Here is a 15,559-nt window from a genome sequence, read left to right as displayed (position 1 = left end):
GTTATTGGGGATTGAAGGCTGTCACCCCACTGATGAACAGCGATAGCGATAGCGCTGTCGATCTCCTGGAGATCTAGGGCTATTGTACTCAGCCGGCGACTTGCAGGCACTTACACAGCTGAAACATCGTATCTATTGCCCCATAAGTTGCGTCCTGTTCGATATCGTCCTGACCGGCATAGCCGTAGGTAGCCCACAATACCGGGATCCCGGCAGCGCCGGCAGCACGAATGTCGTTGGTCGAATCACCGACGAACACACAGGCTGTCAGCGCCACCCCCAATTGCTCGGCGGCAAACTCAAGTGGCGCCGGATCGGGTTTTTTCAGTGACAGATCGTCACCGGATACCACAGCGCCGAAGAACCCTATTAGCCCGGATTTCTCCAGCAACGGTTTGGTAAAACGGCTCGGTTTGTTGGTGACGCAGGCTAATGCCAGTCCTCTGGATATCAGTATCTGCAACGTTTCATGGACGCCGGGATAAAGCGTACTGTCTTGGTAAACTGATTCGGCGTAATAGCGCTGAAAGAGCACATAGCTCTGCTCGATCAAGGATTCAGCTGGCACATTCCCAAAATTCGCGGTCAGCGCGCGCATGACCAGGCTGCGTGCACCATCACCGACCCAGCCCTTAACTTGCGTACAGTTCACGTGGGGGTATCCCAGCGCACTCAACATCTTATTGGTCGCAACTGTCAGATCCGGCGCGGAATCGACCAGCGTACCGTCAAGGTCAAACAGTACCGCACGAACCGACAGGGGTCGTGAAAGGGATCGCCCGGCCGGACCAAGGCCGGCCTGGCTCATCGTCTGGCCTGGGCGAGTGCAGCACGCAACTGGCCGATGACTGAATCGTAGCGGTTTGGGTCCGAATCATTGCCGGCACCAAAAACTGCCGACCCAGCGACAAAGGTGTCGGCACCTGCTTGCGCGATGGAGCTGATGTTTCCCAGATTGACACCCCCATCGACCTCAAGCCGTATTTCCAAACCCGACTCCTCGATCATCGCCCGAACCTGTTTAAGCTTCTCCAGTGTGGTTGGGATGAACTTTTGTCCAGCGAACCCTGGATTCACTGACATCAGAAGAATCAAGTCTACGTTGTGCATTGCATAGCGCAGGGAATCCAGTGGCGTGGCCGGATTGAACACAAGGCCAGGCCGGCATCCATTGTCCCGAATCAGTTGTAGGGTGCGATCGACATGATCACTGGCTTCGGGATGGAAAGAAATATAGGTCGCTCCGGCATCGGCAAAATCGGGAATAATCCGATCCACAGGCTTTACCATCAGATGAACGTCTATGGGTGCCTGGATACCATGGCTGCGCAGTGCTCGGCAAACCACAGGGCCTATTGTCAGATTTGGAACGTAATGGTTATCCATAACATCAAAATGCACCATATCGGCACCGGATGCCATCACAGCTTCGACGTCTTCGCCGAGCTTTGCGAAGTCGGCTGAAAGAATAGACGGTGCGATAAGGTCTTGTTTCATGGTCTTGGTTGGGGTTTAGTTTGAACCGTAGTGGTCATATGCTGGATCAGTTTCTCGTTACGGTATTACCAGAAACAAAGCTGATTCACCGCGCTGAATATTCAGCAACAGTCCGCGGGTTCTACCGTTTACGATCTGCACCAGATCTTCCAGGCTAAACACCCACTGCCGGTTCACCGAAAGAATAACATCACCCGAACGCAGGCCAGACTGCCAGGCGGGGCTGCCTGAGGTGACCTCTACAACCCTTATCCCGGGTTGGCCGTTCTGACTGCTGCTGTCGTCAACGTCTTCCAGACGAGCGCCCTCGAAGCTTTCGCTGATCTGAATTCCTCGTCCGGATTCGGCAACAATCGCCCTGATGCGTATTTTCTTGTTGACCGACTTGCGATCACGAATATAAGTCAACTCGATTTCTTCATCAGCCCGTGCCAGGCCAATGACGTTTCGAAGTTCTGCGGCACCTTTAATGGCTCGGCCATCTACCATCGTAATGACATCGCCTTCCCGAAGATCTGCCGCCTGCGCCGCTGAATCCGGCATGACCTTGGAAATCAGCGCGCCGCTGCCGGTCTCAATTCCAAACGCTTGAGCAAGTTCCGGTGTCAGATCCTGAATGTGTACACCGAGTCGACCGCGCCGTACTTCACCGAACTCAATGATCTGCGCGGTCAGGCTCATTACCATGTTGACGGGAATGGCAAAACCGATTCCAACGTTACCGCCACCTCGAGCCAGTATGGCGGTGTTCACCCCAATCAGTTCTCCACGCAGATTGACCAGTGCCCCACCTGAATTCCCAAAATTGATGGATGCATCGGTCTGAATAAAATCTTCATAGCCCTCTATACCGAGTCCGCTTCGGCCGAGTGCGCTGACGATCCCGGACGTCGCCGTTTGACTCAACCCAAACGGGTTGCCAATCGCCACCACGAAATCCCCGACTCGCAGTGCAGCGGAATCGCCAATATTAATCGCCTGCAGACCCTGTGCTGGTATCTGGATGACTGCGACGTCGGCTTCGGGATCGGCACCCACCACCTTTGCCTCAAAGGATCGGCCGTCATCCAGACGGACGCGAATTTGGTCCGCGTTTTCGATCACATGATGATTGGTCACCACGTAGCCGGATTCACTGTCAATGATGACACCTGATCCCAGACTCTGTGTACGGCGTTGTCTGGGCTGATTGTCAGGGCGCCTATTGAAAAAACGCTCGAAAAAAGGATCCGATTGAAAAGGACTACCGCCAACTGACACCCGTCCTTCGGTCGAAATGTTGACCACGGAGGGTAGTACATCTTCCAGCATGGGAGCCAGACTGGGCAAGGTCTGACCATCGAGTGCCAGCGGCAAACCCGCTCCGTTCGACTGCATCGGCCCCAGAAGCAACATGAGCGACGCACAGGCTATGGTCCGGCGAATTAGTGTTTTCATTTTTTTAAATACAGGCAAAGGAAATTTAGCTACCGGCTCCGCATCCACACAGTCGGCAGACGAATTATATCAAGCGACAGCGAAACACCCATCAACCACCTTCGTTTGCCACCCCATGTGGAACATGGCCAGTTGCCACAAACCGGCGCGCTGATTCGCAGTGTTCGGTCTGATCATCGAAAAAAATGTCCGCACCAAAAGTCTTCAAAAAGGCGCCTTTATCCAACCCGCCCAGAAAAACGGCTTCGTCTATGCGTATATTCCATGCCCTGAGTGTGCGGATAACCCGCTCGTGTGCTGGTGCACTCCTGGCAGTAAACAAAGCGGTACGGATTGGTGAACAGTCCTCTGGCCAATCAGACTGCAGATGATGGAGAACAGAAAGAAAATGGCGGAACGGCCCTCCGACCATGGGTGAAGCTGCCGCTGCCCGTTCGGATTCAGAGAAGGCGACCAAACCCTGTTCCTGGTAGACCCGTTCGGAATCGTCAGCAAACAGAACGGCATCGCCGTCAAATGCGATCCGTAATTGATCATCCTCGCTATCAACAATCTGCGAGGGCACGATAGTGGCGGCGGCGATGTTAGCGTCGAGAGCGCGTCGTACATCCTGGGGATCAGTAGAAAGAAACAGGTCGGCATTAAACGGTGCGACGTAGGGAAACGGACTGGCGCCGCCTGAAAATGCAGCTCGTGTAATTCCCAGCCCATAGTGGCTGATCGAATTGAATATCCGCAGGCCGGTGTCGGCACTGTTGCGAGATATCAGTACCACTTCGACACGCCGGCTGGTTCTCGCTGAGCGGTTAAGGTTCAGCAGTTTGCGTGTCAACGAAAAAGCCGCGCCGGGCTTTAGAACCTCGTCTTCGTGGCTGATCTGGTACCGACAATATGCGTCAACACCCTCTTCGGTAAAAACACGATGACTCTCTTCGAGATCAAACAACGCGCGTGAAGAGATGGCCACAACCAGACGGTTATCAGATTGGGTCTCCATCAGCGCAGTTTAGCACTGACTGCTCAGCCCTCATCATGCAGTACGGCACCAAAATCGCTTCAAGAATGAGCCTGCAATCACCAATACTGACAGCAGCACTATGGGTAGGTTGCCCAGGCGTACATACGGTGTGATGCCGGCCATCGGAATAAGGCTACCGCGAACCGTGTCGGGTTGAAACTGTGCTGCGACAGTGAGTAGTTTTCCCTCGGCAGAAATCAGTGCAGACAGCCCGTTATTGCTGGCTCTGATCAGTGCTCGACCGCTTTCCATGGCCCGCATACGGGCCATCTGCAGTCGCTGATGTGGGGCCAGAGAGTTCCCAAACCACCCTTCCTCGCTGAGATTGACCAGCACCGCCGATGCTGGCAGTGATTTTCTGATGAGATACCCAAATGCATTTTCATAACAGATCGAAACGCCGACGGGTTGCCCTGCCAGACGCATTGGCTGTTGTGCCGTCGGCCAGGCCGTGAAGTCAGACATCGGGATGTTCAGATAGTTCAGTACCCAACTGAAGAGCGGGCGGATTGGAAGAAACTCACCGAATGGGACCAGGCGCTGTTTGCGGTACATAGAATCAACTACACCCAGGCCCAGTGCGCTATTGAAATACTCTGTTCTCTCGTTGTTTCGGGTGCGTTCCAGAACCCCCACTAATATGTCGGCCGGCAGCGCCCTGAGTTGCGAGAGATAGGCTGGCGGAATCTGGTCATGGTAAAGCGGCAACGCTGCTTCGGGCCAAACAATCAGGTCCACCTGCCCTACTTGACGGGAAACCGATAAATAGCCCTGGGCGATTGCTTCAAGATTATCCGCAGACCATTTGCGCTCGAGGGGAACATTCTGCTGAACGATCGCGATTCGAAGTGGCTTTCCAGCAGATTGAACAAATTCAATACGATCAAGCACCAACACCCCCGCTCCTACGACAACCAGGGTGCAAACCGCAATGACACGATCTCGTAGGGGCCCTGTGATCAGCATCATGACCGCTGCACCACCGGCAGCGCCCACGGCACCGACAGTCAACACGCCGCCAACAGGCGCCAGTGCCGCCAGCGGTGTGTCAATCAACCCATAGCCCAGATAGAGCCACGGAAACCCGCTAAACAGCCAGCCGCGTAGCCATTCCCCAAGTATCCAGCAGGCGGGCATGATCAGCAGCAGTCTCAGGGCTGACCCATGCTGACGACAACAGGACTGCAGCCACCCCGTAGCTGCTATATATCCCGACATGATCAACACAAAAAACACAACGGCCAAGATGGCAAGCGGTACAGGCATCTGGCCAAAGTCGTGCAGACTGACATAAACCCAGGATACGCCCACGCCAAAAGCGCCTATACCGAACCAGAACCCCAACAAAGCTGCCTGCAGGGGGCCGGCTGTTAACCACAGCAAAAACAGTACCGCCAAAGACAGGGGTGCTACCAGTGCATACTCGAACGGTGCAAAACCCAGCGGAAACAGACCGCCGACCGCGACAGCAGTAAGAATTGGGCCGAACCGTCTCAGTAGACCGCTATCACTCAATGTGCTGGCCGGGCCACTTCGACCGCCGGTGGTTTCAAGTCGAGGGCTTGCGAGTGACCCGCAGTAAGCGGGGAAGGCGACTGTCGGCACTGAGTACTTCGACATGAATCCCGGGCAAGTCCACTGATTCACCTCTGGTCGGTAGATGGCCGAGTTCGGCCGTAACAAGCCCACCCAATGTGTCGAACTCCAGCGGGTCCAGTTTTGTATCGAAGGTTTGATTAAAACCACTGATCGACACCATTGCCTTTACCACACAATAATCAGCACCACGACGGACAACCATACCGGCACCTTCATCGACATCATGCTCATCCTCAATGTCGCCGACGATCTGTTCGAGTACATCTTCAATGGTTACCAGGCCAACGACGCCGCCATATTCATCCACCACAATGGCCATGTGATTGCGACTGGCCCTGAACTCCTGCAAGAGCACGTTCAGACGTTTGCTCTCTGGAATAAACACAGCCGGTCTCAACAGCCTTTCCCAGGGCAGGTCACGGTCACCACTTTCACGAAGATGGCGCAGCAGATCCTTGGCCAATAAGATCCCAAGCACTGTATCGCGATCACCGCCCGTCACTGGAAATCTCGAATGCGCTGATTTGATAATGACCGGCAGCAGTTCATCCAGCGTCTGGCTGGAATCCACAGTGACCATCTGTGCCCTGGCAACCATGACCTGATCGACCTGCAGGTCGGAAACCACTGCGACGCGTTCCATCATCAGCAAGGTATCGTCATCCAGCAATTCCCTGTGGTGGGCCTGTCGCAACACTTTAAAGAGTTGCTCTCGACTCAACGGTGCCCCACGAAGAAAATGCCACAACTGACCGATGACTGGGCGCCACCATTGTTGTCTATTTGACATAAGCCGAGCCTGCCACTTAGTGCAAGTTGTAGGGATCTGGAAACCCCAGCTGACGAAGGATCAACACTTCAATGGATTCCATGTCAGTGGCCGCGGCATCGGTTGTATGGTCATAACCACACAGATGTAGTACGCCGTGGATAATCATATGGGCCCAGTGTGCATCCGCGGCTTTGTTCTGTTCTTGTGCCTCGGTTTGAACAACTACTGAACAAACTGCGATGTCACCACTGACACCCCGACGCTGGGATCCAAGGTTGTCCGAGGGAAAGGAAAGTACGTTGGTGGCGGAGTTCTGGCCCCGGAAACGGACGTTAAGATTCTGCATTTCATCTCGTGTAACAACGCGCACCGTGATCGCAACAGCCCTTTTTTGTACAGACTTCAGAGCGGAATCAACCCAGGCTGTTATTCTGGGCCCATCTGGCACGAACTTGTCGTCATGACCCAGCTGGACTTCGATCGCGTTGTTCACTACTTTGGTCTTTCTCCCTCGTCGACTTCGTAGGCTTCCACGATTTTCTGGACCAAAGGGTGTCTGACTACATCCCGGGATGTGAATCGGGACACCGCGATGCCGTCTACATAAGCCAGTAGTCCACTGGCATGACGAAGCCCTGATCGAGTTTCCTTCGGTAGATCCACTTGTGTCACATCCCCCGTGATTACGCTTTTGGAACCAAAGCCAATCCGTGTGAGAAACATTTTCATTTGCTCGCTCGTCGTATTCTGAGCCTCGTCAAGAATGATGAACGATTCATTCAGCGTCCGGCCACGCATGTAAGCCAGCGGTGCCAACTCAATAATTCCTCGATCCATGAGTTTGCCGACGCGCTCAAACCCCAGCATTTCGTACATTGCGTCATAAAGAGGTCTGAGGTACGGCTCCACTTTCTGACCGATATCACCAGGCAAAAAACCAAGCCGCTCACCAGCCTCAACCGCGGGTCGCACCAAAAGAATCCTGTCTACCTCGTTATTTGCCAGGGCCTGCACAGCGCAGGCGACGGCCAGGTATGTCTTGCCGGTACCAGCTGGCCCAATACAAAAGGTGAGGTCATGGGTCATGATGTTACGCAGGTAGGATCGCTGGTTCGGATTCTTGCCCTGGATTATGGTCTTGCGAACACGAATCACGACATCTTGGGAGTCTGGTTCACCGGCATTTTCATCATACGGAATCTGCGAGATTGCCAAGTGGACTTTTTCCGTACTCAATGCCGGATCGGTCGCAGTATCTCGGTACAGTGCGTGGAGCACAGTTTCGGCCTGTTTAACAGCGTCAGGCCCACCGTCTATACAGAACAAATGCCCCCGGTGAGAGATCTTCACACCGAGGCGTTCCTCGACCTGTTTGAGGTTGCAGTTGTATTCGCCACACAGGCCCGCGAGGCGCTGATTGCTTTCCGGATTGAGGTGGAAAGTGACCGGAGTTGTTATCGTCTTCAAGCGGCGTTGCTTGCCCGTGATTGACCGGTTCGCATAATAGCAGAATTTTCCGAAGTGTCCTCAACCCTCTGGCCACGCAGAGAATTCGGCAGGGCTTCGGTGATCATGATATCAACAAACTGGTTCTTACACTGCGAAGAACCCAAGAAATTGACCACCCGATTGTTGTCGGTGCGACCACTTAACTGTTGGGGATCTTTTCTTGACGGTCCGTCGACCAGCACCCGTTGAATGGTGCCAATCATCTGCTGGCTGATCGTACTCGCAAACTGCCGGATGCGTTCCTGCAGGCGGGTTAACCGCTGCTGTTTGACCGCCGCCGACAATTCGTCCGTCAACACTGCCGCCGGTGTGCCCGGCCTGGCACTGTAAACAAAGCTGTACGACTGGTCGAATCCCACACGGTCAACCAAGGCCATGGTCTGATCAAAATCGTCGTCGGTTTCACCGGGGAATCCAACTATAAAGTCAGTTGAAACCGCCAGCTCCGGGCGTTGTAACTTCACCTGCCTGATAATCTGTTCGTAATCTGCCACGGTGTAACCGCGTTTCATCAGCCTGAGTATCCTATCCGATCCGCTCTGTACCGGGAGGTGAAGATGGCTGACCAGTTCGGGCACATCGGCATAAACATCAATCAGGTCCTGATCAAAATCAAGCGGGTGAGAGGTGGTGTACCGTAGCCGCTCAATGCCTTCTACCGCCACGCTGTAACGGACCAGTTCCGCAAAACCGACCTTGCCGCCACCGTGCCGGGCGCCGGCATAAGCGTTGACGTTCTGTCCGAGCAGGGTTACCTCTTTAACACCTTGTTCTGCGAGTTCATAGATTTCTGTGATCACGTCGTCAAACGGTCGACTGAATTCTTCTCCTCGCGTGTAGGGAACAACACAGAAACTACAATACTTACTGCAGCCTTCCATGACAGAGACGAAGGCCCGGCAGCCATCGACCCGAGGTTGCGGCAGGTTGTCGAATTTCTCGATCTCGGGGAAACTGATGTCCACAAGACTTCGTCGCTCCGACAGTAGCGCGTCATACATCGACGGCAATCGATGGTAGGTCTGCGGTCCAAACACCAGGTCAACATAGGGTGCTCGATTGAGAATAGCGTCACCTTCCTGACTGGCCACACAGCCCCCCACGCCGATCACCAGTTGTGGCCGGCTGTCCTTCAATTCACGCCAGCGGCCCAGTTGTGAGAACACTTTCTCCTGTGCTTTCTCTCGCACGGAACAGGTATTCAACAACAGGATATCGGCTGCATTGACATCATCGGTCTTTTCCATACCGTGTGATTGAGCGAGCAGATCCGAGATTCGTCGTGAATCATAGTCGTTCATCTGGCAACCGAACGTTTTGATATATAACTTCGTAGTCATCTTCTGGTCTCGATCGTTCTGCCGTGCGTTTGCCACTGGCTCAGCCCCAACGATCATCACGAACGCTGATCACACCTTCTTTTACCTCTACCGGAAAAACGTGAAGCGGTTCGTAGGCCGGCGGTGCCAGCACCTCACCGGTACGGATACTGAAGCGCGCGCCGTGGCGTGGACACTCGATCACGTCGCCCAGAATACAGCCTGACGCAATCTCGGCACCATCATGGCTGCAGACATCTTCAATCGCATAGTACTCACCGTCGAGGTTGAATAAGGCCACATCCGTTCCGTCTACCTCCACGACCTTCGCTTCCCCGGGTTTCAGGTCGCCAGAGGCCCCGACGACGAACCAGTCACTCATGAATTGTCAGAAAAAGCCAAGTTCCAGGCGAGCGGCCTCACCCATTCGATCCATGCCCCAGGCCGGGTCCCAGACAAGCTCGAGGTGAACATCGGAGATTCCCTCAACGGACCGGGCCGCAGTCTCGACTGCAATCGGCAGGCTCTCGGCGACCGGGCAATTGGGCGAGGTCAGGGTCATATCGATCGCCGCGTTGTTGTCCGGATCAATCTCGATTCGGTATATGAGCCCCAGGTCGTAGATATTGAGTGGAATCTCGGGGTCATAGATTTCCTTAAAGGCGTCGATCACTTTTCCACGCAGTTCGGGATCTCCACCCCCGCTAACCTCGGGCCCAGTATCCGCCGGATCTGTTTCAGGGTCCGTTGAATCTTCTGCGAGTACGTCCGGGGCGGTCTGCACAGATCCTGTGCCGGCCGGGCCGGATCCGAGGGTCTCAGTCGCCGCGCCCTGCTCAGCTTTGCTGACTCCGGCCTGCGGCGCAGCGTGCTCTTCAGTCGGGCCGGTAACCGAGTCACCCTGATATTTCGCGGCTGAGCGTTCCGGATGCTGATCTTCCACGCCTGTTTCGTCCGCTTGCCCGTCACCCGCCATGAACTTGCTGACAAAGCTGTCGTAATGCTTTCTGATATCCATTTCGTTTTACCTACCTGGTGTTATTCGGTCGTGGCCATGTCACCGGTGTCGTACAGTGCCGAACGCACGGTGTGCCAGGCCAGGGTTGCGCATTTGACCCGGCTTGGGTATTCCCTCACACCGGCAAGCACTTCCAGCTTGTCCAGCTCAAGCCTATCATCCGAGTCCTCACCCTTGGCCATGCGGTGGAACGCCTCGAAGTATCGATCCGCTTCTTCGATGGTCAAGCCTTTCACAGTTTCGGTCATGATGGAGGCCGAGGCGGTCGAAATGGCACAACCACGACCCTCGAAGCGCACGTCCTCGACCACGTCGTCGTCACTTAGGTGCAAAAAGACCACCACCCGGTCACCGCATAACGGGTTGAAGCCTTCGGCCCGGCGATTGGCCGATGCCAGCTCACCGTAGTTTCGCGGGCTGCGGTTGTGGTCAAAAATGACCTCCTGATAAAGATCGCGCAAATCGTTCATGTTCTGAACATTTCCCTGGCTTTGCCAATGGCGGCAAACAACGAATCCACTTCCGCCTCGGTGTTATAGGGGCCAAACGTCGCGCGGGTGGTGGCCGGCACACCGAAATGTTCCATGACGGGCATCGCACAGTGGTGTCCAGTGCGAACGGCCACACCTTCGTGATCCAGAATCGTGCCGACATCGTGTGGGTGTATGCCGTCCAGCTCAAACGACAGGATGGCGGCTTTCTCACACGCATTGCCGAAGATGCGCATGCCGGGTTCAGCACTCGCCTGGTCGGTTGCGTAATCGAGCAGTTGGCGCTCATGCGCCGCGATACGGTCCATACCCAACGTTGTGGCGTAATCAATCGCTGCCCCAAGACCGATGACACCCGCGATGTGGGGGGTACCGGCTTCGAACTTGTAGGGCAGGTCGTTGTAGGTTGAGCCCTCGAAACGCACTGTTTTGATCATGTCGCCACCACCTTGCCAAGGCGGCATTGCCTCCAGCAACGATTCTCTGCCAAACAGTACCCCGATACCGGTGGGACCGTAAAGTTTGTGGCCCGAAAACGCATAGAAATCACAATCCAGTTCGATCACGTCGACTGGACCGTGGGGTACAGCCTGGGCACCGTCAATCAGCACCACCGCACCGGCATCGTGCGCCATCTGGACCATGCGCTGTACCGGATTGATGGTCCCCAATGCATTGGATACCTGTGTCATGGCAACGAGTCGTGTACGGTCCGATAACAGTTCGCTGAACCGGGCCATGATCAGTTCGCCATTGTCATCAAACGGTGCAACCTTCAGCACGGCACCGGTCTGTTGGCACATCAGCTGCCAGGGCACGATATTGGCATGGTGCTCCATCTCGGTGATCAGCACCTCGTCGCCCGGCCCCAGCCGAGAACGCCCATAACTCTGGGCCACTAGGTTGATGGCCTCGGTCGTTCCGCGAGTAAACACAATCTCCTTGACCGATCCAGCATTGACAAAACAGCGGATTTTTTCCCGCGCGCCCTCATAGGCTTCGGTCGCCCGCTGGCTGAGGGTGTGGACACCCCGATGGACATTGGAATGATCACGCCGCTCGTATTCGGAAAGCGCGTGGATGACCTGCTCTGGCTTCTGCGAACTGGCACCGCTATCAAGGTAAACCAGCGGTCGCCCGTTGACCCGCTGATGCAGAATTGGAAAATCCTTCCGCACGGCCTCGACGTCAAGCGGAAGAATATCTTCGTCGAGGGCGGCTGACGATTTTTTCATATTGTGGCCTGACCCGTGCTCGAGAACAGTTCGCTCACGCGCTGGTCGAGATACGCTCGCAGATTGCTCGGCTCAATCCTGCCCAGGATTTCGCCGGCGAACGCGTATGTCAGCATTCTGCGGGCCTGGCGCTCACTGACGCCGCGAGAACGCAGGTAGAACACTGCCGTCTCATCAAGCTGGCCCACGGTCGCGCCATGAGCGCATTTGACATCATCGGCATAGATTTCCAGCTGCGGCTTGGTGTCTATCTCGGCATCTCGGGACAGCAGGAGGTTCTGGTTCCTCTGTTCGGCGTCGGTCTGCTGGGCGTCGGGTTGAACCGTAATCCGGCCGTGGAATACGGCTCGCGAACGGTCAAAGAGGATACCCTTGTAGAATTCCCGGCTGGTCCCACCCGGACAGTTGTGGATCACGTGCGTATGGTTGTCGACGTGACTGCGCCCACGGGACAGGTAGAGGCCAACCAGGTCGACCGCGGCACCGGTTGCGTCCAGATTGACCAGCACGTCGTTTCGCACCAGCGCCCCGCCCAGCGTCACCGAACAGGCAGTCAGCCGACTGTCGCGGTTCAGCCTGGTGAAAAGGCCACCGACGTGGAAGCTACGCGAACTCTCATCGACGATACGCTGGTGTGTGAGCCTGGCACCGTCATCCAGGATCACTTCGCTGACCGCATTGGTCAGTGAGCGTGCTTCAACCGCAGACAGGTAACGCTCTATCACGCTTGCACGACTACCGGACCGGCACACAATCAGGTTGCGCGGAAGCCCTAAGCGCCCTTCACCCTCGCACGCAGACACAAACAGCAGTTCGATCGGTTTTTCCAGCACAATTCCGGGACCGATCTCCACGAAAGCGCCATCCGGGATGAAGGAAGAATTCATCGCCGTAAAGCCGTGGGGTAAGCCGGGCAGTGTCGAGCCGAGGTTCTCTTCAGCCCGTTTGGCATCCCGCTGCAGAATGTCCGCCATACCGGCGACGGTCACCCCAGCCGGAAGACCGTCACATTGCGACAGTTCTGGTACCAGAATACCGTCCGCAAAGACCAGTCGGTGGCTGTCAAGACCGGGCACCTGTGCATCGGCGACGAAGTCTTGATCATTCCAGCGGGAAGGCTGTGAGACGGGGCTGAACAAAGACCGAGTGATGGACTTAATGTTAGTGTACTTCCAGTCCTCCTGCCGCGTGCTCGGCAGACCGACCGCCGCCAGTGTTGTCCGCGCTTGATCGCGACTGGTATCCAGCCAGGCAGTGCCTGCAGCCGGGAGGGCAGCAGCTTGCTGAGCAGCAACATAGTCAGCGACATTCGAGGCGACTTGATCCATCCAGTCAGACCGCCAATGCTGCGGCAGGCGAGCCCGCCTGTTCGACCCAGCCGTACCCGTTTTCTTCCAGTTCCAAGGCAAGTTCTTTGCCGCCCGACTTCAGTATCCTGCCGCCTGCCAGCACATGTACCTGGTCCGGCACAATGTAGTCGAGCAACCGCTGATAGTGCGTGACGATAATGATTGCCCGGTCCTTGCTACGCAGGCTGTTCACACCCGAGGCAACAACCTTCAACGCATCAATATCCAATCCCGAATCTGTCTCGTCCAGCATGGCTAACCGCGGTTCCAGCACGGCCATCTGGAAGATCTCGTTGCGTTTTTTCTCTCCACCTGAAAACCCTTCGTTGACCGGGCGGTGCAGAAGCTCTTCTTTCATTTCAACCAGTTTCAGTTTCTGCCGCACCATTTTCAGAAAATCTATCGCATCGAGTTCGTCTTCGCCCCGGTGCTTGCGAATCGCGTTGACCGCAGCCTTGAGCATGTAGACATTGCTGACGCCAGGAATTTCCACGGGGTACTGGAAGGCAAGAAAAATTCCCTGGCGGGCCCGTTCCTCCGGCACCAGTCCCAGCAGGTCCTTGCCATCGTAAAGTACCGAACCCGAAGTGACCTCGTAACCGTCACGTCCGGCGATCACGTTCGCCAGAGTGCTCTTGCCCGAGCCATTGGGGCCCATGATTGCATGCACTTCACCGGCGTTCACCTGAAGATTGACGCCGTTCAAAATTGACCGGCCGTCTACCGTGACGTTAAGGTCTCTGACACTCAGCATTTATGTTTCCCCCACGTTCTATTGTCCATTCCACTGTGCCTTCGGGATCAACCGACCGCACCCTCCAGACTGACGCCCAGCAGCGCCTGCGCCTCTACCGCAAACTCCATTGGCAGTTCCTTGAATACTTCCTTGCAGAAACCATTGACGATCATCGAAACAGCGTCCTCCTCCGACAGCCCCCGCTGACGGCAATAAAACAGTTGGTCTTCACCAATCTTTGAGGTGGTTGCTTCGTGTTCGACGATCGCGGTTGGATTTTTCACTTCCACGTAGGGAAAGGTATGTGCACCGCAGCGGTCCCCCATCAGCAGGGAATCACACTGGGAGTAGTTGCGCGCATTTTCAGCACCCTTGAGTATCTTGACCAGGCCGCGATAAGCGTTCTGGCCGCGACCCGCTGAAATACCCTTGGAGATGATGGTGCTGCTGGTGTCCTTGCCGATGTGGATCATCTTGGTTCCTGTATCCGCCTGCTGGCAGTTGTTGGTCAGTGCCACTGAATAGAATTCTCCGACCGACCGATCGCCCTCAAGCAAGACGCTGGGATACTTCCAGGTAATTGCTGATCCGGTTTCCACCTGAGTCCAAGAAATTTTGGCATCGTCACCTCTACAGGCCCCTCGTTTAGTGACAAAGTTGTAGATACCGCCACGGCCTTCTTCATCGCCTGGATACCAGTTCTGAACGGTCGCATACTTGATCTGAGCACCTTTCATTGCCACCAGTTCGACTACCGCCGCATGCAGCTGATTTTCATCACGCATTGGCGCTGTACACCCTTCCAGGTAACTGACATAACTGTCTTCATCGGCAACAATCAAAGTTCGCTCAAACTGCCCGGTATTTAGCGCGTTAATCCGAAAATACGTCGACAGTTCCATTGGGCAACGTACACCCTTGGGGATGTAAACGAATGAGCCGTCGCTGAATACGGCCGCGTTGAGGGCGGCGTAGAAGTTATCTCCCGCTGGCACAACCGCACCCAGATACCGGCGCACCAGTTCCGGGTGCTCCTGCACAGCCTCTGAAAACGGACAGAAGATCACCCCGACTTCGGCGAGTTTGCTTTTGAATGTTGTCGCGACTGACACGCTGTCAAAAACCGCATCGACTGCGACGCCCGCGAGGAATTTCTGTTCTTGCAGCGGAATACCCAGCTTGTCGTACGTCTCTAGGAGTTTTGGATCAACCTCATCGAGGCTTTGGGGGCCGTCCCCCACGCTGCGCGGTGCCGAGTAGTAACTGATCGCTTGAAAGTCGATCGGTGCGTAATCGACATGGGCCCAGGTGGGTTTGTCCATATCCTGCCAACCGCGATATGCATCCAGTCGCCAGTCGAGCATAAAATCCGGTTCGTTCTTCTTGGCCGACAGCGCACGGATAACGCCTTCATCAAGACCGGGCGGAAACGTGTCCGCCTCGATCTCGGTGACGAACCCTTCCTTGTACTCACGACCGATCAGGTCACTAATTTGTGCTACGGATGAACTCATTTTGGTCGCCTCTATAATCTGGAACAAAAACAGCGGTTGCTGAGAACCATCTGTTTATTGTGTGC

Annotated in this window: 16 protein-coding genes; all 16 read right to left on the bottom strand. The window is 55.4% G+C overall.

Annotated features, from left to right (window positions below; genetic code table 11):
• Positions 1 to 88: 88 nt before the first annotated feature.
• Positions 89 to 808, bottom strand: a complete 720-nt coding sequence (locus MK323_03255) for a phosphoglycolate phosphatase (GenBank protein ID MCH2481179.1) — start codon at positions 806 to 808, stop codon at positions 89 to 91.
• Positions 805 to 1,497 carry a ribulose-phosphate 3-epimerase gene (gene rpe, locus MK323_03250; GenBank protein ID MCH2481178.1) on the bottom strand — a complete coding sequence of 231 codons (693 nt, stop codon included), beginning with the start codon at positions 1,495 to 1,497 and terminating at the stop codon, positions 805 to 807. Before rpe ends, MK323_03255 begins: the two co-directional genes overlap by 4 nt.
• Positions 1,498 to 1,554: 57 nt before the next feature.
• Positions 1,555 to 2,934, bottom strand: coding sequence for a DegQ family serine endoprotease (locus MK323_03245; protein ID MCH2481177.1), 1,380 nt, complete (start codon positions 2,932 to 2,934; stop codon positions 1,555 to 1,557).
• Positions 2,935 to 3,025: 91 nt separating this feature from the next.
• A complete protein-coding gene (locus tag MK323_03240) occupies positions 3,026 to 3,931 on the bottom strand; it encodes a 5'-nucleotidase (GenBank protein MCH2481176.1) in 906 nt (301 codons plus the stop codon).
• Positions 3,932 to 3,964: 33 nt separating this feature from the next.
• Positions 3,965 to 5,572, bottom strand: a complete 1,608-nt coding sequence (gene lnt, locus MK323_03235) for an apolipoprotein N-acyltransferase (GenBank protein MCH2481175.1) — start codon at positions 5,570 to 5,572, stop codon at positions 3,965 to 3,967.
• The gene (locus MK323_03230) at positions 5,502 to 6,341 is read right to left on the bottom strand and encodes a CBS domain-containing protein (GenBank protein ID MCH2481174.1); all 840 of its coding nucleotides are present in this window, start codon (positions 6,339 to 6,341) and stop codon (positions 5,502 to 5,504) included. Before MK323_03230 ends, lnt begins: the two co-directional genes overlap by 71 nt.
• 16 nt (positions 6,342 to 6,357) lie before the next feature.
• On the bottom strand, positions 6,358 to 6,816 hold the full coding sequence (gene ybeY, locus MK323_03225) for an rRNA maturation RNase YbeY (GenBank protein ID MCH2481173.1): 459 nt from the start codon (positions 6,814 to 6,816) through the stop codon (positions 6,358 to 6,360).
• Positions 6,816 to 7,790 carry a PhoH family protein gene (locus tag MK323_03220; GenBank protein ID MCH2481172.1) on the bottom strand — a complete coding sequence of 325 codons (975 nt, stop codon included), beginning with the start codon at positions 7,788 to 7,790 and terminating at the stop codon, positions 6,816 to 6,818. The genes ybeY and MK323_03220 overlap by 1 nt, the downstream gene beginning before the upstream one ends.
• Entirely contained in the window at positions 7,787 to 9,172 is a 1,386-nt protein-coding gene (miaB, locus tag MK323_03215; GenBank protein MCH2481171.1) for a tRNA (N6-isopentenyl adenosine(37)-C2)-methylthiotransferase MiaB, read from the bottom strand. Before miaB ends, MK323_03220 begins: the two co-directional genes overlap by 4 nt.
• A 40-nt stretch (positions 9,173 to 9,212) precedes the next feature.
• Positions 9,213 to 9,533: a non-heme iron oxygenase ferredoxin subunit gene (locus MK323_03210; GenBank protein ID MCH2481170.1), complete on the bottom strand. Its 321-nt coding sequence runs from the start codon at positions 9,531 to 9,533 to the stop codon at positions 9,213 to 9,215.
• A 6-nt stretch (positions 9,534 to 9,539) separates the two neighbouring features.
• Positions 9,540 to 10,169, bottom strand: a complete 630-nt coding sequence (locus MK323_03205; protein ID MCH2481169.1) for an iron-sulfur cluster assembly protein — start codon at positions 10,167 to 10,169, stop codon at positions 9,540 to 9,542.
• Positions 10,170 to 10,189: 20 nt separating this feature from the next.
• On the bottom strand, positions 10,190 to 10,639 hold the full coding sequence (locus tag MK323_03200; protein ID MCH2481168.1) for an SUF system NifU family Fe-S cluster assembly protein: 450 nt from the start codon (positions 10,637 to 10,639) through the stop codon (positions 10,190 to 10,192).
• Positions 10,636 to 11,895 (bottom strand): cysteine desulfurase, encoded by a 1,260-nt coding sequence (locus MK323_03195; GenBank protein ID MCH2481167.1) that lies wholly within the window; start codon positions 11,893 to 11,895, stop codon positions 10,636 to 10,638. Before MK323_03195 ends, MK323_03200 begins: the two co-directional genes overlap by 4 nt.
• Positions 11,892 to 13,223, bottom strand: coding sequence for a Fe-S cluster assembly protein SufD (gene sufD, locus MK323_03190; GenBank protein ID MCH2481166.1), 1,332 nt, complete (start codon positions 13,221 to 13,223; stop codon positions 11,892 to 11,894). The genes MK323_03195 and sufD overlap by 4 nt, the downstream gene beginning before the upstream one ends.
• Before the next feature lie 4 nt (positions 13,224 to 13,227).
• On the bottom strand, positions 13,228 to 13,998 hold the full coding sequence (gene sufC / locus MK323_03185) for a Fe-S cluster assembly ATPase SufC (protein ID MCH2481165.1): 771 nt from the start codon (positions 13,996 to 13,998) through the stop codon (positions 13,228 to 13,230).
• A gap of 47 nt (positions 13,999 to 14,045) precedes the next feature.
• On the bottom strand, positions 14,046 to 15,494 hold the full coding sequence (gene sufB, locus MK323_03180; protein MCH2481164.1) for a Fe-S cluster assembly protein SufB: 1,449 nt from the start codon (positions 15,492 to 15,494) through the stop codon (positions 14,046 to 14,048).
• Positions 15,495 to 15,559: the final 65 nt, after the last annotated feature.

It is taken from the genome of Gammaproteobacteria bacterium, assembly GCA_022450155.1.
In the GTDB taxonomy this organism is placed as follows: domain Bacteria; phylum Pseudomonadota; class Gammaproteobacteria; order Arenicellales; family UBA868; genus REDSEA-S09-B13.
The sequence above is the reverse complement of the archived record's forward strand: the minus strand, read 5'-3'. Positions and strand labels throughout refer to the sequence as shown.